Source organism: Streptomyces sp. TRM68367 (genome assembly GCF_014495685.1).
In the GTDB taxonomy this organism is placed as follows: domain Bacteria; phylum Actinomycetota; class Actinomycetes; order Streptomycetales; family Streptomycetaceae; genus Streptomyces.
On record NZ_JACTVI010000119.1, the window covers coordinates 1 to 21,226 of the forward strand.

Sequence of the window (21,226 nt, forward strand, 5' to 3'; positions counted from 1 at the left end):
GGCGCGGGTCGCCCGCGCGGCGCTGCCCGGAGGCACGAGCGACTGGCGGGCCGGGGCGCGGGCCCACCTGGCGCTGCGCCCGGCCGTGGCCGAGCGGGTGCGGCGGGCGGGCGGTACGGAGCAGGCGGCGCGGCGCGTGGCGGCGGCGCTGGCCCAGCATCCGGACGTGGCGCTCGCGTACTGGGACAGCGGACTGTCGCGGCTGGTGGTGACCGCGAGCACGGAGGCGGCCGCCGACGCGGTGGTGGAGCGGGCGACCGCGCTCGCCGAACGGCACGGGCTGGCCCGGGCGGACGAAGTGGTGGAGGGACTGGGGCACCCGGGTGACCCGGCGTCGGTGCGTACCGCGGCGGGGGCACTCGCGGCCGACGTGGTGGGTGTCGCCGCCGCGGTGACCGGGTCGGCGCTGCGGCTGCCGGCCTCGCCCCGGCTGGTGACCGCCGTGGCGACGATGCTGCGCGAGAACCCGGCGTTCCGGCGGTGGCTGCGCGCCCGGCTCGGCAACGCCCGGATGGACCTGACGCTGGCCCTTGCCAACGCGGCCGTGCACGGCGCGGGCCAGAGCCCGACCTCGCTGGTGCTCGACGGGGCGCTGCGGTGCTGTCAGCTGGCGGAGGCGGTGGTCCGGACGGCCACGTTCGAGACGGTCCACGACCAGCTGTGCGCGCCGGGCCGGGACAGCCTGCCGGCGGATCCGTCCCGGCGCCCGCCGCTGCGGACGTCTCCGGCGCAGGAGTACGCCGCCCACGCCTCGGCCGGCAGCGTCCTGGGCGCGGCGGCGACGCTGCTCGTCAAGCACGACGTCGCCGAGGCGGCGGAGGCGGTGCTCGCCGGTTCGCCCAAGGCCGCCCGGTACGGGCCCGCCGCCTTCCACGCCGCCCTCAGCGGCGCGCTGTCCCGCACCGGGGTGCTGGTGCGGGACCCGAACCGGCTGCGGCAACTGGAGATGGCCGGCACGGTCGTCCTGCACCCCAGCGCACTGCGCACCCCGGGCGCGGGCGCCGACCCCTGGGCCGAGCCCGTCCTCGACGCGGCCCGCCGCGCAGGCCTGCGCGTCGTCATGGTGGAGGACCCGGCCCTGGCCGACTTCAGCGGCCTCGCGGACCAAGTGGTGCCTGCGGGGCGGCCGTTGAGCGAGGTGGTGCGGGAACTGCGGGACGAGGGCGGGGTTATCACGGTGGTCCGGCCCGGGGCGGGTGGTGACGGAGCGGGGCCGGACGGGGTGTTCGGTGGTGGCGGTGCGGTGCTGGACGGGCCACGCGGTCGTGATGGCGCGGCGCTGGGCGGATCGGCCGGTGGTGATGGCGAGGGGCTGGCCGGGGCGCGCGGTGCTGACGGCGACGTGCCGGACGGGGCGTCCGGCGACAACGGCGCGGTATCGGCCCGGTCGTCCGGTGTTGACGGTGCGGTGTCGGCTCGGATGTCCGGCGTTGACGGCGAGGTGCTGGCCGGGCTGCTCGGCGGTGACGTGGCCGTGGCGCTCGCCGACGGGAGTTGTACCGTGGCCTGGGGTGCGGATGTGCTCGCTCCGAACGGGCTGCCCGATGTGTGGCGGCTGTTGCGGGCGGTGCCGGTGGCCCGTGTCGTCGGGCGGCGGTCGCAGACGCTGGCCCGGTCCGGGGCCGCGCTGTCCGGGCTGCTCGTGGCCATCGGCGAGCGGCAGAACCGGGCTTCGGTGCTGCCGGGGCTGCGGCATGCGCCCGTCGACGCGAGCGCGGCGGCGGCCCTGCTGGCCGGGGTGAGCGCGGCGCTCGGCGTGGCGGTGGCCCGCCCCCCGCATCCCCGGCCGCGGGTGGCCTGGCACGAGCTGGACCCCGAGGGTGTACGCGAACGGCTGGAGTACGAGCACGAACACGAACCGGAGCCCAGTGCCACCGAGGAGGTCACCGCCCGGCTGCGCGCGCTGGCCGACCGGGCCGGCCGGCTGCCCCCGCTGGCCCCGGCGCTGTGGTCGCTGCGGCTGGCGCGGGCCGTACGCGGCGAGCTGGACGATCCACTCACGCCGGTGCTGGCGGTCGGGTCGGCCGCCGAGGCGATCCTCGGCTCCGCGGTCGACGCCCTGCTGGTCGTCGGCGCGCTCGACCTGAACGCCCTGGTCGGCGGCGTCCAACGGCTGCGTGCCGAGAAGGCGCTGGCCGGACTGCTCGCGGGGCAGAAGCAGAAGGCGCGGGTCGCCGACGAGGAGTCGCCGGAGGCGCCGGCCGGGGCGCACGTCGTGGACGCCGCGAAACTCCACCCCGGCGACATCATCGAACTGAACGCCGACGACGTCGTACCCGCCGACGCCCGGCTGCTGTGGGAGGACGGCCTGGAAGTGGACGAGTCCGCGCTGACCGGCGAGTCCCTGCCGGTGGACAAGTGCATGGACCCCACGCCGTCCGCGCCCGTGCCCGAGCGGCACTGCATGGTCTTCGAGGGCACGACCGTGGTGGCCGGACGCGCCCGCGCCGTCGTCGTCGACACCGGCGAGCACACCGAGGCAGCCCGGGCCGTCTCCCTCGCCGCGCGCACCCCGGCGGCCGCCGGCGTCCAGGCCAGGCTGCAGGAACTCACCCGCAAGGCACTGCCGTTGACGCTGGCGGGCGGGGCTGCGGTGACCGGCCTGTCGCTGCTGCGCGGCGCGCCCGTGCGGCAGGCGGTGAGCGGTGGCGTGGCGGTGGCGGTGGCCGCCGTACCCGAGGGGCTGCCGCTGGTGGCGACGGTGGCGCAGCTGGCGGCGGCCCGCCGGCTCGGCCGCCACGGTGTCCTCGTCCGCACCCCGCGCACGCTGGAGGCGCTGGGCCGCATGGATGCCATCTGCTTCGACAAGACCGGCACCCTCACCGAGAACCGCCTGCGCCTGGTCCGGGTGGCCGACGCGGACGGCACGGTGCGGAAACCGGGGGAGCCGGGTGGCACCGGGCGGGGCAGCGCCGGGGCGGGCGGCCATGAGGTGGGCGGGGCCGAGTCGCGCGGCGTCGAGTCGGCCGCTGTCGAGCGGGTCGGCGTCGAGTCGGCCGTTAGCGAGGCGGGCGGTGTCGAATCGGGTGGTGCTGAGTCGGGCAGCGCGGAGCCGGGTGGTACCAAGTCGGGTGGCGTCGAGGTGGGCGCTACCGAGTCGGGCGGCACCGAGTCGGGCGGCGTCGAGCCGGACGGCAAGGCGCCAGGCGGTGCCGAGCGGGGCGGCGGCAAGGAGCCGGGCCGCGTCGAGGCCGGAAGTGACGACGTCGTACGTGTCGCCGCTCGCGCCTGCCCCCGCCTCGACGGCGACTCCGCCCGTCCGACCCACGCCACCGACGAGGCGATCCTCGACGCCGCCGGGCTCGACCCGGGGTGGACGCAGGAGGAGGGGCTGCCGTTCGAGACCGTGCGCGGCTATGCCGCCGCCGTCGGCCGCGATGCGGACGGCTCGCCGGTCCTCGTGGCCAAGGGCGCCCCGGAGACCGTGCTGCCGGCCTGCTCCGGTCTGCCCGGCCACGCCTCCCGGGCGGCGCAGGCGCTGGCCCGTGACGGACTGCGCATCATCGCGGTCGCGCAGCGCCCCCTCGCGCCGGCCGAGACGGCCGCCGACGCCCTCGAACGGCCGCTGGAGGAGCTGGAGTTCACCGGACTGCTGGCGCTGGCCGACGCGCCGCGCGAGACCTCCCCGGCCCTGGTGCGCGGGCTGCGCGAGGCGGGCGTACGGCCGGTCGTGCTGACCGGCGACCATCCGCAGACCGCGCGCGCCATCGCCATGGACCTGGGCTGGCCCGAGGACGTGGTCGTGGTCACCGGCGACGAACTCGCCGCCGCCGACCGGTCGGCACGCTCGCGCATGCTGCGCGACGCCGACGTGGTGGCCCGGGTCGCGCCCGAGCAGAAACTCCAGGTCGTCGAGTCCCTGCGGGACGCCGGCCGGGTGGTCGGCATGGTCGGCGACGGCGCCAACGACGCCGCGGCCATCCGCGCCGCCGACATCGGCGTCGGCGTCAGCGCCCGCGGCTCGGCCGCCGCCCGCAACGCCGCCGACCTGGTCGTCACCGGCGACGACCTGCTCGTCCTCACCGAGGCCGTCCGGGAGGGCCGGTCCCTGTGGCACAGCGTCGCCGACGCCATCGCCATCCTGATCGGCGGCAACGCGGGCGAGGTGAGCTTCGGCATCGTCGGCACCGTACTGTCGGGGTCCGCGCCCCTGTCGACCCGTCAGATGCTGCTGGTCAACCTGTTCACGGACCTGTTCCCGGCGATGGCGGTGGCGGTGACGCCGAAGGACGCGCAGCAGGCTGAGGAGGATGACGAAGGGGAGGCCGGGGCGGCGAACGGTACGGAGGAACCGCTGGGTACGGCCGTCCTGGGCGAGCCCCTCATCCGCCAGATCCGGCACCGGGCGCTGACCACCTGCCTCGGCGCGACGGCGGCCTGGCTGTTCGGCCGGTTCACACCGGGCACGGCCCGCCGCTCGACGACGATGGCGCTGTGTGCCGTGGTCGGCGCTCAGCTCGCGCAGACGCTCGCCGACCGCCGCGGGAGCCCCCTGGTCCGCCTCACGGTCCTGGGCTCCGCCGCCGCGCTGATCGCCCTGGTGCAGACTCCGGGCGCCAGCCAGGCCTTCGGCTGCACACCCCTGGGCCCGTTCGCCTGGGCGGGCGTGGCCGCGGCGATCGCCCTGGCGCTTGCGGGCCAACGGGCGCTGCCGAGGACGCGGTCATGAAGCGGTGGCCGGAGACCGCGGGGGTGCTGCCGGGACTCAACCGCTGAGGCCCACCGCCGCCGGGCCGCCGACCGGCCGGGCCTCAGCCTCCGACGACCCCCGCCGCCTCCTTCACCTCCGCCGCCTCCAGCTGCTCGGCCGTCCGTACGGCGGTGCTGCGGGCCCAGCGGCCGCTGGTCACCGCGCCGACGACCAGGACGGCGAGTCCGCAGGCGGTGAGGATCCACCAGCCGGGCCGGGCGGCGGAGACGAACCCCTCCCGGTACGACGCCGCACCCAGGCCCGAGGCCAGCACCGCGCCGACCACCGCGACGCCGAGGGTCTGGCCCAGCTGGCGGCTGGTGGAGGCGACGGCGGCGGCGACGCCGGCCTGGGCGCGGGGCATGCCGGAGACGGCGGTGTTGGTGATGGGCGCGTTGACGAAGCCGAAGCCGACGCCGAACAGGACGTACCCGAGGAAGCGGGTGACATTGGACGTCTCGGCCTCGAAGGCGGCGAACAGCACCCCGCTCGCCGTGATCGCGCAGCCCGCGACCAGCAGCGACAGCCGCGGGCCCCGGCTGCCGACCAGACGGCCGGACAGCGGCGCGCACAGGAACGTCGGCGCCGCCATCGGAAGCATCCACAGGCCCGCGTGCAGGGCGTCCAGGCCGCGCACGTTCTGCAGGTACAGCGTCGACAGGAACAGGAACCCGCCCAGCGCGGCGAACGCGCTGATCGCTATCACGGTCGCCCCGCTGAACGGCGCCGACCGGAAGAACCGCAGGTCGATCAGGGGTTCGTCGCGGCGTGGCTCGTAGCGGAGCAGGCCCGCCAGGGCCACCACGGCCACCAGTACGAACGGCAGGACCGCCGCGAACGCGACTTGCGGCGCCTCGATGATCGCGTACGTCAGGGAGCCGAACAGGGCGATCACCAGGAGCTGGCCGACCGGGTCGGGGCGGCGGGCCCTGGGCGCGCGGGACTCGGGGACGTACCGCAGGGTGAGCAGCAGCGCGGTGAGGCCCACCGGCAGGTTGATCCAGAAGATCGCGCGCCAGCCGACCGACTCCACCAGCAGGCCGCCGACCAGCGGACCGGCGGCCATGGAGATGCCCACGACCGCGCCCCACACCCCGATCGCGCGGGCGCGCTCGCGCGGCTCGGTGAAGGTGTTGGTGATGATCGACATGGCGACCGGATTGAGCATCGAACCGCCGACCGCCTGCACCATGCGGAACGCGACCAGCGACTCCAGGTTCGGCGCGAGGGAGCATAGCAGCGAGCCGATCGTGAACACGACCAGGCCGGCCATGAAGACGCGTTTGCGGCCGATCCGGTCGGCCGTGGAGCCCGCGAGCATCAGCAGCGAGGCCAGCACCAGCGTGTAGGCGTCGATGGTCCACTGGAGACCCGACGTGCTCGCGTGCAGGTCGCGCTGCATCGAGGGCAGGGCGACGTTCAGGACGGTGTTGTCGAGGCTCACGATCAGCAGGCTCATGCAGCAGATCGCAAGCACCAGCATGCGCCGGCGGGAGCTGAGATCGGGCATGGGGGCAGGGTACCCCGTTTCGGTAGTGTGCCTAACTAATGACCTTGCGCGGGGCCCCGCCTCGTACGCGACAATGGGCCCATGTCCACGCCCACGACCCCGGTGACCCCCATGCTCCAGATCGGCCCGCACACGGTTCGGCCGCCCGTCGTCCTGGCCCCCATGGCCGGGATCACCAACGCGCCCTTCCGCACGCTGTGCAGGCACTTCGCCGGAGGCGAATCAAAGGATGGAGCCAGCGGGGGCAAGGGACTGTTCGTGAGCGAGATGATCACGACCCGGGCGCTGGTCGAGCGCAACGAGAAGACCATGCAGTTGGTCACCTTCGACGCGAGCGAGCGGCCGCGTTCGATCCAGCTGTACGGCGTGGACCCGGTGACCGTCGGCAAGGCCGTCCGCATGATCGCGGAGGAGGACCTCGCCGACCACATCGACCTGAACTTCGGCTGCCCGGTGCCGAAGGTGACGAGGAAGGGCGGAGGTTCGGCCCTTCCCTTCAAGCGGAACCTGCTGCGGGCGATCCTCAGGGAGGCCGTCAGCGGGGCCGGGGACCTGCCCGTGACGATGAAGATGCGCAAGGGCATCGACGACGACCACATGACGTACCTGGACGCCGGGCGGATCGCCGTCGAGGAGGGCGTCACCGCGATCGCCCTGCACGGCCGTACGGCCGCCCAGCATTACGGCGGCACGGCCGACTGGGACGCCATCGCCCGGCTGAAGGAGCACGTGCCGGAGATTCCGGTGCTCGGCAACGGCGACATCTGGTCGGCGCAGGACGCGCTGCGGATGGTGCGGGAGACCGGGTGCAACGGGGTCGTGGTCGGGCGCGGGTGCCTGGGGCGGCCGTGGCTGTTCGCGGATCTGGTGGCGGCGTTCGAGGGGCGCCCTCAGGACTTCGCGCGGCCGGTCCTCCGGGAGGTCGCCGACGTCATGGTCCGGCACGCCACGCTGCTCGGCGAGTGGATCGGGGACGAGTCGCGGGGCGTGATCGACTTCCGCAAGCACGTCGCCTGGTACCTGAAGGGCTTCGCGGTCGGCTCCGAGATGCGCAAACGGCTGGCGATCACCTCGTCCCTGGCGGAGCTACGGGCCGGGCTGGACGAGCTGGACCTCGACCAGCCGTGGCCGTCCGGCGCCGACGGGCCCCGCGGCCGTACGTCCGGCAACAACCGGGTGGTGCTGCCGGACGGCTGGCTGAAGGACCCGTACGACTGTGCGGGGGTCGGCGAGGACGCGGAACTGGATACCTCCGGCGGCTGAACAGGGCTTTGCCCACCCACCCGCCCACCCGACTCGGTCGGCCAGGACGTGACCGCCCCTGGGGCTCCGCCCCAGACCCCGGGATCCGTCAGCCCTTGGACGGGTGCGGGGTCGACCCGAACGCCGTCAGGAAGCGGTCCCGGAAGGAGTCCATCCGCCACACCGGGGCGTCCTTGGCGGGCTTCAGCCCGTCCGTCCAGTTCCAGTCGGCGATCTTCTCGAGGACCTTGGGGTCCTTGGCGACTACCGAGATCGGTACGTCGCGGCTGGCGTTGTCGCCGCTGACCCGCGCGATGGGCTGGTGGTCGCCGAGGAAGACCAGGACGGTGTCGTCGGTGCCGTAGCGCTCCATCCACTGGGTCAGGCTGGTGACCGAGTACTCGATGGACTTGCCGTACTCCTGCCGGGACCTGGTGGTGTCGGTGATGATGTCGGCGGCCTTGTTGCCGGCCTGCTGGATGGCGTCGAAGACCGAGCCGTCGCCCAGCTGATCCCAGTCGACCATCTTCGGGAGCGGTGCCCAGGGCTGGTGGCTGGAGGTCAGGATGACGAACGACATCAGCGGCTTGTCGCGCTCCATGCCGTGCACCCGCTGCTGGAACTGCTCCAGGGCGTACTGGTCCGGCATGGTGGACCAGCTGAACTTTGGCCCCTGGTAGCCCAGGTCGCGGGAGTCGTACAGCTTGTCCAGGCCGTACCACTTCTCCTCCGGCCAGCCCTTCTGCACGCCCGGCATGACGCCGACCGTGTCCCAGGCGCCGGTCTTCGAGAAGGCCTTGGTGAGGGTGAGGTGGTCGCCCGCGGTGACGGTGCGGTAGCGGCGCTGGTTGTCGATCCACAGGCCGGACATCGTCGTGGAGTGGCCGAGCCAGCTGCTGCCGCCGTAGGTCGCCGAGGTCAGCCAGCCGCTCCGGGCGTGGAAGCCGGCCTCGGCGAGGGCCTTCGTGCTCACGTCGAGGGTCTTGTTGACGCCCGGTGCGATGACCGGGTCCTCGGTGGCGCTGCGGCCGTAGCTCTCGATGAACGTGAAGATGACGTCCTTGCCGCGCAGGTCGGGCAGCAGCTGGTCGCCGGGGGTGTTGCCGAAGCTGTCGGCCTTGGCCTGCTGCGCGAACGCCGCCTCGTCCCGGAGGGAGTCCACCGTCCGCTGCGCGTGGACCTTGAGGGCACCGGCGGCGCGGTCGGAGGCGATCGGCGAGCCGAAGAGGGTCAGGCCGAGGGCCGTGCAGGTGATCCAGACGGTGCCGGCGACGAGCGCGCCGCGGCTCGCGCGGGACCGGTACCGGACCAGCAACTCGCTGAGCCGGATGGTCGCCCAGACCATGACGGCCATCAGGAGCAGGACGAGCACCACGACACCGACGGCGGCGCCGGTCGCGAACGCCCCGCCCATCGTGTCCGCGACGTACGACTGGGCGTCGGGCAGCAGGTCCCAGTCCAGCGCGGCGTTGAAGCCACGGCCGAGGTATTCGTTGAACCCCATGTCGAGGAGGTTCACGACGGTCAGCGCACCGAGCCCGACCCCGTACAGCACGGCCGCCACGAGCCGCGGCCACCGCGGCAGCCCGAGCATCACGACGGCCCCGATGATCGCCTCCGCCGGGATCCGCGTGAACCGGTTGGGCTCCAGGGCGGGAAGGGTGTTGGGGAGGAGCAGCGTGCCGAGCACGAGAGCGGCGGCGAGGGCGGTGGTCGCCCAGCGGAGGCCACGGGAGGCGACGGGGTGCCGGTCGCGCCGGGCGAGCCGGCGCGCGATGCGGGATCTGAGGATGGGACGCGGGGCGGCGATCACTCCGGCTGCGCCGTGAATCTCGGCTGCTGTGCCTTCGACCGCGGTGTCGGTGGGGGGTGTGGGCTCGGCGTGGGCCTTGGTTTCGCCGTGAATCTCGGCTGCTGTGCCTTCCACCTCGGCGTCGGCCGGGGGTACGGGCTCGGCTTCGCCTGCGACCTCGGCACCGACGCCGGCCTCCGCCTCGGCCGTGGGTACGGGTGTGGCCCGGGCCTGGGTCCTGGGCTCGACCTCGGGACGGGTTTCGGGCTTGGTCTCGGGCATGCGCCCGGCATCCGGCTCGGCCCCGGCCCTGGGGTCGACCCCGACCTTGGCCTCGGCCCCGGTTTCGAGATTGGCCTCAGACCTGTGCTCGGTTTCCGGCTGCGGCTCGGCCCCGGCTTCGGACGCGGGCGTCCTCTCCTCCGCTGCCGCTGCCGCTGCCGCTTCGGCGCCGGGCGTCGGCTCCTCGGCCTCGGTCCCGTCTTCGGTGCTCGCCCTCTTCTCGCCCTCCGCTGAGCCGGTCGACTCGGCCCCGGCCCCGGCGACGGCTTCGGTGTTCGCCCTCTCCTCGTCCCCCGATATGCCGGTCGGCTCGGACGTGTCGGTGGGCGGCTGCGGTGGCCGGCGGCGTGTGAAGACAGGCACCCGGAGGTCCTTCCGTACGAAACCCGGTGAGGCGGCGGACCCGGCGTGGGGGATACGGGTCCGCCGCAATCTCGTACGGGGTGTCCATCTCGCCTGTTCAGCCTGCTGGGCCAGCGCTCGGCAAACACCCGGCAAACGTCCGGCCAACTGGCCGGCTAGGCGCCGCCGACCGCTGTGAGCAGCGCCAATGGGGCGGCGGCTGAGCGGGATTCGCGGACGCACGCGTGGGGGTACGGGACCGGCGCCGGGTGGCTGTCGCGGACGTACCCGGCGAGGACCTCCGGGAGCCGGTTGCCGGTCGCGGTCGCCGCCTCGACCAGGCCGTTCGCGACCTCGCGCGCCTCGTCGTGCAGGCCGTAGCGGGCCAGGCCCAGGGTGATCAGCGCGTTGTCGTGGGGCCAGACCGAGCCCCGGTGGTAGGAGAGCGGGTGGTAGGCCGGTTGGCCCGCCGCCAGCGTGCGTACGCCCCAGCCCGAGAAGAAGTCCGGTTCCAGGAGGCGGCGGCCGACCAGTTCGCCGTACTCCTTGTCAAGCAGGCCGGACCAGAGGAGATGCCCGGCGTCCGATGCCAGCGCGTCCACCTGCTGACCGTCACCGTCCAGGGCCAGCGCCGGGAAGGAGTGCTCCGGCATCCAGAAGTCCCGCTGGAAACGGTCCCGCAGATCACCGGCCGCCTGCTCCAGCAGCGCCCCGTACGTCTCGTCGCCCCACACCGCGCGCGCGAGCCACGCCGTGCGGCGCAGCGCGTCGTACGCGTAGCCCTGCGCGCCCGCCGCCATCACCGGTCCCGTGGGCCGCGTGCCCTCGGCCGAGCAGATCGCGCCGGGGGAGTCCTTCCAGCTCTGGTTGGCGAGGCCGCCCCGGTCGGCGCGGTGGACGAGGTAGCCGCGGGAGGTGAGGCCGCCGTGGTCCAGCATCCAGGCGATCGCCGCACGGGCGTGGGACTCCAGCCGGCGGGCCAGGGCCGCGTCGCCGGTCTGCTCGACGTACGCACCCAGGAGGACCAGGAAGAGGGGCGTGGCGTCGACCGAGCCGTAGTAGCGGCCGTACGGCACCTGCCCGAAGTGGGCGAGTTCGCCGTGCCGCACCTCGTGCACGATCTTGCCGGGCTGGGCCACCGCGCCCGGGCCGGTCTCCGTGGCCTGGGTCGCGGCGAGCGCGGGCAGCGTGGCGGCGGCCAGGTGCGGGCGGTAGGGGAGGGCGAACAGGGAGGTCAGTAACGCGTCCCGGCCGAGCAGGGTGAGGAACCACGGAGCGCCGGCCGCCGGGACGCGCAGATCCTCGCCGTCCGGCCCGGTCGCCGGGACCTGGAGCGCGGCGAGGTCGGCCAGGCCCCGGGCACACGCCGCCGCCAGTTCCGGCCAGCCGCTCGGGAAGGCCACCACGCCCTCCATGAACTCGCTATCTCTGGCGAGCAGTTGCTGACCCACGGCGGCCGGGGAGCGCGGCACGCGCAGTGCCCGCTTCTCGCCGTGCGGGCGGGCCATCACGCGCACGATCAGCTCGGTCGTGCCGTGCGGTTCGAGGTCCAGGCTCCACACCAGGCGGCGGGCGCCGGTGCCGGTCTCCTCCACGGCGTCCGGCACGGGGTCGGCCGTGACGGTCGTACAGGACCGCCACTCACCGCGCCGGTAGCCGAACTCCAGCCCATGGTCGAGGACTTGGCGGGAACGTACGGCGCCGGTCTTGGCGTACGTGCGGTGGTCGGGGCGCAGCTCGAACTGGTCGGTGAAGTCGGCGTCCGCGGTGATGGCGAGGCGGACCGTGGTGGGCACCGGCCGGTTGCTGGTCACGCGCAGTGACTCCACGAACGAGCCCTCGCCCACGGCCTGTGCACGGAACAGCGTGCACGCGGGCGGCTCGTCGCGCCCGCCGCGCGGCACGAGCACACAGCGCGCCACGTCCCCGTCGGCCACCGGCGTCAGCGCCTCCGGCACGGCCCCGTCGACGGTGAGCTGCCACCGGCTCAGGTGCCGGGCGTCGCGCACGAACAGTCCGTCGGGGGAGCCGCCGCCCCGGACGCCGCTGATGTCTCCGCCGTCGCCCACGGCGGCGAACGTCCCGCCGTACACGAGCAGATGCTGCCGGTCCGTCATCCCCGGTCCCCTCCCTGGAGTGCCGTGCTCCTGAACGCCGTGACGTCCGTGACGTCCGTGACGTCCGTGACGTCCGTGACCTCCGTGACGTCCGTGACATCCGTGACATCCGCGAGTTCCGTGACGCGCGTGCTCTTGTGCAGTGCGGGCTGGTCGTGCAGCAGATCGAGCGTGAGTGCAGCGGTCCAGGCGAAGTCGGCCGCGCCGCAGGCCTCGCCCGTGTACGGATCGACGTACTCCGCGAAGCCGGTGGCGCCGGCGGTGTGCAGGACCGCCTTGCGCAGGGCGTCGGCCCGGCCCTGCTCACCGTGCAGCCGGAGGCCGCGCTCCAGCAGCCAGCTGGTGTTGAACCAGGCCGGGCCCCGCCAGTAGCGGTGCGGGTCGAAGGACTCGCCGAGGAGGTCGTGGCTCGGCACGAGGCGGGTGGTGCCGCCGAGGCCGAAGTGCGGCCCGCGCACCGTGCGGACCAGGGCGGCGGCGATGTCGCGCGGCAGCGCGGGCAGCAGCAGCGGGATCAGCCCGGAGACGCTCCGCTCGCGGATCAGCACCCCGTCGCGCAGGTCGCGGCAGAAGAACATGCCCTCCGCCGGATCCCACAGCCGGTCGAGCATCGCCCGCGTCAGACGCTCCGCGCGCGCCTGCCGGGCGGTGCCGGGCGCCCCCAGCTCGTGCGCGATCCGCGCGAGCGCGTGCTCGGAAGCGATGAGCAGGGCGTTGAAGGAGGGATCCTCCACCGCGAATTCCCCCGCCGGGTCGGCATATCCACGGTCCCGGTAGTCCGTCGCCAGCTGCACGTACCGCCCGTAGTCCAGATCCGTCGGCCGGTCCTCGGGCGCCCCGTGGGCGAGGTCGGCGCGGCGGAAGGAGCGGGCCGGGGCCGGTGTCACGCGGGACAGTGGGGCGTCCCAGCAGGGGCTGTTGTCCATACCCTGTTCCCAGGGGTGCACGACGGACGCCAGCCCCCCGCCGCCCAGGTCCCGCCGGTGCAGCAGATACCGGTGCCAGGCCGCGAGCCGCGGATACACCCGGGCGAGGAAGCCGCGCGCCCGCGACAGGCCCGGGTCGGCCTCGTGCACCAGCCAGGCCGCCAGCGCGTGCACCGGTGGCTGCACGATCCCGGAGGTCTGTACGGTGCGCGGGGCGCCCGCAGCGCGCCCCGCGGTCGAGGAGCGCCAGAAGTCGGGGCTCGGGAAATAGGCGTCGAGGGGGACGGAGGGGTTGAAGACGATGTGCGGGACCCGCCCGTCGGCCCACTGGGCCGCCAGCAGTGTCTCCAGCTCCGTCTGTGCCCGTAGCGGTGACAGGTGCCTGAGGCCGATCGCGATGAACGCCGAGTCCCAGGACCACTGGTGCGGATACAGGCCGCGCGAGGGGACCGTCGAGGCGCCCGTCCAGTTGGCCTCCAGCACGCGGGCCGCTCTGACGTGCAGGGAAGGCGCCGCGGCGGGCGGGCCGTATACAACCTCTCGCTCGGCGGGGCGGGCTGTGAGTTCGGCCATGCGATCCACTCGGAGCTCTCCGGAAGACGTAGGGCTGCCCGGTTCGGCAGCGGCTACCGTGGGGTTACGTCTATTTAACACGCAAAACCCAATATGTAATGCAGGGTTGGGAAACACAAGGGGGTGCGCATGACCGGACGGACGGGAAGGACGGGCAGGGGCGGTGCTCAGGCGAGCGCCGGGGATCTGCTCGAACTGGTGCGCAGCGGCCGCGCCACGACACGCGGCGCGCTGCAGCAGGCCACCGGGCTCTCCCGGGCCACCGTCGGCCAGCGCCTGGACCGGCTCTTCCGCGCGGGCTGGCTGCGCGAGGGCGCCGGCGGCCCGGTGGACTCCCCGCTGGGCGGACGCCCCTCCATCACCCTGGAGTTCGACGACGAGCACGCCGTCGTCCTCGCCGCCGACCTGGAGACCCGGCACGCCCGCGCCGCCGTCCTCTCCCTGTCCGGCGAGATCCTCGCCGAGCACAGCGGCACCCTGGTCATCGAGGACGGCCCGGAGCCGGTTCTCGGCGAACTCGGCCGCTGGTTCGCCGAGTTGCTGGAGAAGGCCGGACGCCGGGCCGCCGAGGTCTGCGGCATCGGGCTCGCCGTACCCGGCCCGGTCGACAGCGAGACCGGGCGGGTCGTCCAGCCGCCGATCATGCCCGGCTGGGACGGTTACGACATCAGGGGCCGCCTGGCCCGCGCCTTCACCGAGCACACGGGCACCGCCGAGGTGCCGGTGCTCGTCGACAACGACGCCAACCTCATGGCGTACGGCGAACAGCGCACGGCGTATCCGGACTGCTCGGCGTTCGCTCTGGTCAAGGTCTCCACCGGGATCGGCGCCGGCGTCGTGGTGGACGGCTCGATCTACCGGGGCACCGACGGCGGCGCCGGGGACATCGGGCACATACGGGTGCCGGAGGGCGCACAGGCGCAGTGCCGGTGCGGGGCGTACGGCTGTCTGGCCGCCGTCGCGAGCGGCGGTGCCGTGGCGCGGCGGCTGGCGGAGAGCGGGGTGCCGGCCGCGTCCGGTTCGGACGTACGGGACCTGCTGGCGGCCGGGGATCCGGGTGCCTCCGCGCTCGCCCGGGAGGCCGGGCGCCATGTGGGCGAGGTGCTGGCCACCGTCGTCACGCTGCTCAACCCGGGTGTGCTGATGATCGCCGGGGACCTGGCCGGGACGCCGTTCCTGACCGGCGTACGGGAGCTGCTGTACCAGCGGGCGCTGCCCCGCTCCACCGCCCACCTGGACGTCGTCACCTCGCGGCTCGGGGAACGGGCCGGTCTGGTCGGGGCCGGGGCGCTGGTGGTGGAGCACCTGTACACGCCGGAGCGGGTGGAGGAGCGGCTGCGCGCGCTCGGGGTGTGACAGACACGTTTCGGTTTGGGTACCCGTCCGCATGGTGAAATCCGGTCGCTTGTGGAAGCGTGATTCTCGCCACCCTTGATAGGGGTTGCGCTCAGATGAGCGGATCTTGGGCGGCTGCACTTCTCCAAAAGGTGGCACTGGGTGCCACCATCTGATCGTTCATCGAGCGAAATCAGATGCGTCAAAAGTTGCTCATGTGAGCGGCTGGGTCGCTCCGCGGGAGTTGATCCGTTCAAGAAGTGAAAACATTCGCCGACGACCGCTTGCCGCGCTTTGACTTTCGATCCGCTGGCGGACGAGTGGTTACGGGCACATGACGCGCAAGTGGACGTACCCAGGCGCCTTCGATCTGGGTATGTTCCTCGCCGTCAGGGCAGCCACCGCGTCTCCGAGGAGTCGAGACCGTGTCGGAAAACAAAGATCCCCAGGTACCCACTCCGGCCGAGAGTGTTGAGGGTGTGAAGTTCGTCTACGACTTCACCGAGGGCAACAAGGACCTCAAGGACCTCCTTGGTGGCAAGGGCGCGAACCTCGCCGAGATGACCAATCTGGGCCTTCCGGTCCCTCCGGGCTTCACGATCACCACGGAGGCCTGCAAGGTCTACCTGGAGAGCGGGGAGGAGCCCGGGGCACTGCGTGACGAGGTGAGTGCGCACCTCGCGGCCCTCGAAGAGGCGATGGGCAAGAAGCTCGGTCAGCCCGACAATCCGCTGCTGGTGTCCGTGCGATCCGGTGCCAAGTTCTCCATGCCCGGCATGATGGACACCGTCCTGAACATCGGCCTCTCCGACAAGTCGGTGCAGGGCCTGGCCGCCCAGGCCGGCGACGAGCGCTTCGCCTGGGACTCCTACCGCCGTCTCATCCAGATGTTCGGCAAGACCGTCCTCGGCGTCGACGGCGACCTCTTCGAGGAGGCGCTGGAGAAGGCCAAGGAGGCCAAGAAGGTCGAGGTCGACACGGAGTTGGAGGCCGCGGACCTCAAGAAACTGGTCACTCGCTTCAAGAAGATCGTCAAGGCCGAGGCGGGCCGGGACTTCCCGCAGAACCCGCGCGAGCAGATGGACCTCGCCATCAACGCGGTCTTCGACTCCTGGAACGGCGACCGGGCCAAGCTGTACCGGCGCCAGGAGCGCATCCCGCACGACCTGGGCACGGCGGTCAACGTCTGCTCGATGGTCTTCGGCAACCTGGGGCCCGACTCGGGTACGGGTGTCGCCTTCACGAGGGACCCCGCGAGCGGCCACCAAGGGGTCTACGGCGACTACCTCCAGAACGCCCAGGGCGAGGACGTGGTCGCGGGCATCCGCAACACGGTCCCGCTCGCGGAGCTGGAACAGATCGACAAGAAGTCGTACGACCAGCTGATGCAGATCATGGAGACGCTGGAGAACCACTACAAGGATCTCTGCGACATCGAGTTCACCATCGAGCGCGGACAGCTGTGGATGCTCCAGACCCGCGTCGGCAAGCGCACCGCGGGCGCGGCCTTCCGCATCGCGACCCAGCTGGTGGACCAGGGCCTGATCGACGAGGCGGAGGCGCTCACGCGCGTCAACGGCGCCCAGCTCGCGCAGCTGATGTTCCCGCGCTTCGACGAGGACGCCAAGGTGGAGCAGGTCGGCCGGGGCATCGCGGCCTCGCCGGGCGCGGCGGTCGGCAAGGCGGTCTTCGACTCTTACACGGCGGTGAAGTGGTCGCGTTCGGGCGAGAAGGTCATCCTGATCCGCCGCGAGACGAACCCCGACGACCTGGACGGCATGATCGCGGCGGAGGGCATCCTCACGTCCCGCGGCGGCAAGACGTCCCACGCGGCCGTGGTCGCGCGCGGCATGGGCAAGACCTGTGTCTGTGGCGCGGAGGACCTGGAGGTCGACACCAAGCGCCGCCGTATGACGGTCCCCGGCGGTCATGTCGTCGAGGAGGGCGACGTGATCTCCATCGACGGCTCGTCGGGCAAGGTGTACCTGGGAGAGGTCCCGGTGGTCCCGTCCCCGGTCGTCGAGTACTTCGAGGGCCGGATGCACGCGGGCGCCGAGGACGCCGACGAACTGGTCGAGGCCGTGCACCGGATCATGGCGTTCGCGGACCGCAAGCGCCGTCTGCGGGTCCGGGCGAACGCGGACAACGCCGAGGACGCGCTGCGCGCCCGCCGCTTCGGCGCGCAGGGCATCGGCCTGTGCCGTACGGAGCACATGTTCCTCGGCGACCGCCGCGAGCTGGTCGAGCGCCTGATTCTGGCGGACACCGAGGCCGAACGCGAGGAGTCCCTGAAGCAGCTGCTCCCGCTCCAGAAGCAGGACTTCGTGCAGCTCTTCGAGTCGATGGACGGCCTGCCGGTGACGGTCCGTCTGCTGGACCCGCCGCTGCACGAGTTCCTCCCGGACATCACCGAGCTGTCCGTCCGCGTCGCCCTGGCGGAGTCCCGACAGGAGCCGCACGAGAACCTGCTGCGCCTGCTCCAGGCGGTGCACCGCCTGCACGAGCAGAACCCCATGCTCGGTCTTCGCGGTGTCCGTCTGGGCCTGGTCATCCCAGGGCTGTTCACGATGCAGGTACGGGCGATCGCCGAGGCGGCCGCCGAACGCAGGGCGGCCAAGGGCGACCCGCGCGCGGAGATCATGATCCCGCTGGTGGGCACGGTCCAGGAGCTGGAGATCGTCCGCGAGGAGGCCGACAAGGTCGTCGCGGAGGTCGAGGCGGCGACGGGCACCGAGCTGAAGCTGGCCATCGGCACGATGATCGAACTGCCGCGCGCCGCGCTGACGGCGGGCCAGATCGCCGAGGCCGCCGAGTTCTTCTCGTTCGGCACGAACGACCTCACCCAGACGGTCTGGGGCTTCAGCCGCGACGACGTCGAGGCCTCTTTCTTCACGGCGTACCTGGAGAAGGGCATCTTCGGCGTCAGCCCCTTCGAGACCATTGACAAGGACGGCGTCGGCTCCCTGGTGAAGCTCGCCGCCAAGGCCGGCCGCGAGACCCGCCCCGACCTGAAACTCGGCGTCTGCGGCGAGCACGGCGGCGACCCCGAGTCCGTCCACTTCTTCCACGAGGCGGGCCTGGACTACGTCTCCTGCTCCCCGTTCCGCATCCCGGTGGCCCGCCTGGAGGCCGGCCGGGCGGCGGTCACCTCGAAGGGCAGCGACCACCGCTGACCACCCGACCCCGGAGCCACGCCGGTTCACTCCACAACCCTCACCGACCCGGCAACGGCTCCGGCCCGCGAAAGAAGGGGCGGCACCTGTGCGGAGGTGCCGCCCCTCGGCGTGTAGCTGTGCGGATGCCGCACATGAAGGAAGCGAGTCCTCCGGAGAACTCCCGTACGACCGACGGGAGTTCTGCCCGGCATGGGCGAGCTCCACGGCTCACCCTGGCCCGGAGGCTGCCGTTCCACCCAGCGGCGATCGAAATCTGCCGTATTTCGCCGACCGGACCGGCACAACGTGACCGCTTGCGCCCTCACGCGTCCATGCCGCTCCACTTCGAGATCACCGGCCGAACCCCGACGGACCCCCTGAGCGGAGAGCTACCTTCCAGTCACGTCACGTTCGCATCACGAGTCCTCCATATCACCCACACATCGACAGCCCCGCATTAACTTCAACACCTCAAATCCAACCGACGCACCATCAAGATCACGGGGTTCGCGTCACCACGCGAACCCGGGGGGCTCTCCATGAACCTGATCCGCAAACCCGTCGCCGTGGCCGTCACCGCCCTGGCCCTGGCCGCCCTGCCGTCCGTCGCCGAGGCGCACGGCAGCCACCCGTTCAAGAACTGCACTGAGGCATACGAGAACGGGGCGGCCAGCATCCCCGCGACCGACGAGCACTACGGCAAGCACCTCGACCGCGACGGCGACGGCATCGGCTGCGACAAGCCGCCGGCCGGCTTCAAGCCCGCTGACGACGAGGGCGCCGACGACGAGGGCGCGGGCGCCGCGACCGAAGAGGGCCGGGGTGGCGGCGAGTCCGGGGCCTCCGACCAGGCCTCCGGCGACCAGGCCGCCGACGAGCAGAGCGATACGGACCTGGCCGCCACCGGAGGCGACGACACCACCCTGTACGTCGCGGCCGGCGGCACCGCCGTCCTGGCCGCCGGCGGTGCCCTGCTCCTTGCCACCCGCAGACGCCGCAGCACCCGCTGACACTCTGAACTGCCGGTTCCCGGCAACAAGCAGGGCAGGAATGATGCACATGTCACGCGTGTCCATTCCTGCCCGATGCAACGCAGAATGCACGGGTGAGCCAGACGAAGACGGATGCCCTCCGCCCACGACACCGCTCGGCGCAGCGCGCCGCCGCGGTGTTCGGTTCCCTGTGCGTGCTGGTGGCGGCGTGGCAGCTGCTGGTCACCATGCCCGTCGCGCTTGACAGGGAGAACGACTTCAGGTCGGCGCCCGCCTGCACCTCGGACGGCGCCGGCCGTGACGCCGACTGCCTGTGGACCGTATCGGCGCGGATCGACCGGACGGAGCGAGTGAAGGGCAAGAAGACCGCCACGTACTGGGCGTACGTCACGGAGGCGGACGGCACGTCCACCCGCACCCGCTTCCAGGGCAGCGCACAGGAGGCGCCGGCCGCCACGCCGGGACGGCAGGTGGAGGTCACGTACTGGCGGGGCCAGATCCGGTACGCCGACTTCGACGGCGTACGCCGCTACACGAACGCGGACCCGCGCGGCGACTTCCGTATCCCCTGCGCCATAGGCCTCGGCCTGGGCTTCTACGGGGCGGGCCTCCTGTGGGTCTGGTACTGGTACACCCGCCTCTCACGGCGCGCGGGTGCACGCGTTCCCCTGGCAGGCCGGCGTCCCTCTCATTGGCTCCCTCTGCCTCACGGCCCTCGGCGCCCTGGCCCCGTGGCCCGCCGACGGCCCCGCCGAGGCGTTCCGGTTCGTCGGCCTGGGCACGCCGGTGGTCGTGGCCGGCTGCGCGGTGTCCGCCCTGATCTGGCGGCGGCGTCAGCGCGGTGACGACACGATCACCGTGACTCCGAAGGTGCCCGGCACAGAGCGGCGCTTCTCGGGCGCGATCATCGGCGACAAGCCGTACGCGGGCCGCGGCGGCCTCCTGCTGGTCGGCCCCGGCTATCTCGCCTCGACGCCCGACCCGACCGGTGTCGCCTTCCGCCGGGAGGTCCCGCCCACCCTGACCCCGCTCCGCGTGCGCCCGCCGTACTGGACGGACCCCGACGAGCGCCCCGACTACACAGGCCGCGTCCAGGTCCTGGAGTGCGAGGACAACGGCGTACCCGTCCTGATCGCCACCCACAGAAAACACATGCCGTGGGTCCTGGGCGCCCTCAAGCCGACGGGGGTCCGTCACGGTGGACGACCGTGATGTGGCGTTCGGGACCGGGGGTTTCGAGTTCGTCGACCACGGCTACGGCCAGGTCCTCGGCGCTGATCCGCGACTGACCGCCCGCGCCGGTGAGCAGGGTGTCGGTGCCGCGCCGAATAGTGACCGGTCCGCTCGCCGGGCTCCAGCAGGGCGGGCGGGCTCAGGTAGGCCCAGTCTGCACCGGCGTGGGCCTGGCAGGCCCGCAACTGGGCGACCCCGGCTGCTGCGACGGTCTTCCACTCGGCAGGGACAAAAGCGCGGTTGTCGGCGACCAGCAGCTCGCGGTCGCCGGGGCTGCGCAACGCACCGGCGCCGCCGACCACGAGGACGCGGATCCCCGCCTGTGCGGCGACATCCAGAACCGCACGGGTGGCACCGACCAGGAACTCCTGGTCGACCGGCATGGTCCGCACGGCCACCACGACGGCGTTCGCGCCACCTTGTGAAAGCGCCTCGCGTATCGCGGAGGGGTCGCTCGCATCGACCGCGACCGGCGTCACGTACGCGTCCTCACTCGCGGGCTTCCGGGACAGGGCAAGCACCCGGTGCCCGCGTCTCCCGGCCTCGGCGATCACGCGGCTGCCGACCATCCCGGTGGCGCCGAGCACGGCGACAGTCATGCCTGCCTCGATCCGCTGCGGCACCCCCTCGACCGCGAGGGTGGTCGGCAGCAACAGCAGGCCGCCGGCCGTCAGTTGCCAGCCGACCAGGCTCAGGGGACCGGCCCCCGCGGGACGGCCCCAGCGCTTGGTGAGGGCGACGCCGACGGCCATGGCGGCCGTACCCCGAGACCGGCGAGCACCCCCACGGCGTCCAGCCGTGCCTCCGGCCCCAGCACGACGAACCCGACGCCGACCACGCCGAGCACACCCCAGGCCCACCGCCAGACCGTCGGCCGGTCGTGGAGCACCGCGATGGCCAACCCGGCGACCAGCCGCGGCTGGGCGGCGCCGAGGGTGGCGGCGACCCCGGCGCGGCAGGTTGCCGCGTCGAAACGGATCTGGACCAAGGGGACGCGTGTGCGGCGGCTGCTGCGGGTAGTCGCCCAGGAGGTGCTG

At 72.9% G+C, this 21,226-nt stretch carries 11 protein-coding genes and 2 pseudogenes; 7 read left to right on the plus strand and 6 right to left on the minus strand.

All coding sequences use genetic code 11. The features are described from left to right. The first annotated feature begins 22 nt into the window (after positions 1-22). Positions 23-4,669 (plus strand): HAD-IC family P-type ATPase, encoded by a 4,647-nt coding sequence (locus tag H8R17_RS48000; protein WP_262505876.1) that lies wholly within the window; start codon positions 23-25, stop codon positions 4,667-4,669. An 82-nt stretch (positions 4,670-4,751) separates the two neighbouring features. On the opposite strand, the gene H8R17_RS39775 is transcribed toward H8R17_RS48000, so the two are convergent. Next, the gene (locus tag H8R17_RS39775) at positions 4,752-6,200 is read right to left on the minus strand and encodes an MFS transporter (protein ID WP_187828067.1); all 1,449 of its coding nucleotides are present in this window, start codon (positions 6,198-6,200) and stop codon (positions 4,752-4,754) included. 81 nt (positions 6,201-6,281) lie between these two features. Between H8R17_RS39775 and dusB the strand changes: the two genes are divergently transcribed. Next, the gene (gene dusB / locus H8R17_RS39780) at positions 6,282-7,463 is read left to right on the plus strand and encodes a tRNA dihydrouridine synthase DusB (protein ID WP_187828068.1); all 1,182 of its coding nucleotides are present in this window, start codon (positions 6,282-6,284) and stop codon (positions 7,461-7,463) included. Positions 7,464-7,551: 88 nt separating this feature from the next. On the opposite strand, the gene H8R17_RS39785 is transcribed toward dusB, so the two are convergent. The 3 genes from H8R17_RS39785 to H8R17_RS39795 all read right to left on the minus strand — a co-directional run bounded on the left by H8R17_RS39785 (position 7,552) and on the right by H8R17_RS39795 (position 13,483). Next, complete coding sequence (locus H8R17_RS39785; RefSeq protein ID WP_262505877.1) at positions 7,552-9,516, minus strand: CDP-alcohol phosphatidyltransferase; 1,965 nt, start codon at positions 9,514-9,516, stop codon at positions 7,552-7,554. A gap of 518 nt (positions 9,517-10,034) precedes the next feature. Continuing rightward, the gene (locus tag H8R17_RS39790) at positions 10,035-11,975 is read right to left on the minus strand and encodes a glycogen debranching N-terminal domain-containing protein (protein WP_187828069.1); all 1,941 of its coding nucleotides are present in this window, start codon (positions 11,973-11,975) and stop codon (positions 10,035-10,037) included. Further along, positions 11,972-13,483: an MGH1-like glycoside hydrolase domain-containing protein gene (locus H8R17_RS39795; protein WP_316959677.1), complete on the minus strand. Its 1,512-nt coding sequence runs from the start codon at positions 13,481-13,483 to the stop codon at positions 11,972-11,974. Before H8R17_RS39795 ends, H8R17_RS39790 begins: the two co-directional genes overlap by 4 nt. Positions 13,484-13,603: 120 nt before the next feature. Between H8R17_RS39795 and H8R17_RS39800 the strand changes: the two genes are divergently transcribed. The 5 genes from H8R17_RS39800 (at position 13,604) to H8R17_RS39820 (ending at position 20,168) form a co-directional block, all read left to right on the plus strand. Next, the gene (locus tag H8R17_RS39800) at positions 13,604-14,830 is read left to right on the plus strand and encodes an ROK family protein (RefSeq protein ID WP_187828070.1); all 1,227 of its coding nucleotides are present in this window, start codon (positions 13,604-13,606) and stop codon (positions 14,828-14,830) included. Between the two features lie 404 nt (positions 14,831-15,234). After that, positions 15,235-17,982, plus strand: coding sequence for a pyruvate, phosphate dikinase (gene ppdK, locus H8R17_RS39805; protein ID WP_187828071.1), 2,748 nt, complete (start codon positions 15,235-15,237; stop codon positions 17,980-17,982). Between the two features lie 521 nt (positions 17,983-18,503). Further along, positions 18,504-18,974, plus strand: a complete 471-nt coding sequence (locus tag H8R17_RS39810) for an excalibur calcium-binding domain-containing protein (protein WP_187828072.1) — start codon at positions 18,504-18,506, stop codon at positions 18,972-18,974. A 95-nt stretch (positions 18,975-19,069) separates the two neighbouring features. Further along, positions 19,070-19,801, plus strand: coding sequence for a hypothetical protein (locus H8R17_RS39815; protein ID WP_187828073.1), 732 nt, complete (start codon positions 19,070-19,072; stop codon positions 19,799-19,801). A 13-nt stretch (positions 19,802-19,814) separates the two neighbouring features. Then, the gene (locus tag H8R17_RS39820) at positions 19,815-20,168 is read left to right on the plus strand and encodes a hypothetical protein (protein ID WP_187828074.1); all 354 of its coding nucleotides are present in this window, start codon (positions 19,815-19,817) and stop codon (positions 20,166-20,168) included. Here the strand turns inward: H8R17_RS39820 and H8R17_RS39825 are convergent. Continuing rightward, positions 20,131-20,758 (minus strand): annotated as a pseudogene (locus tag H8R17_RS39825) (NAD(P)-dependent oxidoreductase). The gene H8R17_RS39820 and the pseudogene H8R17_RS39825 sit on opposite strands and share 38 nt — an antisense overlap. Further along, positions 20,750-21,138 (minus strand): annotated as a pseudogene (locus tag H8R17_RS39830) (EamA family transporter); the annotation flags it as partial. The pseudogenes H8R17_RS39825 and H8R17_RS39830, both read right to left, overlap by 9 nt. Between the last annotated feature and the right edge of the window lie 88 nt (positions 21,139-21,226).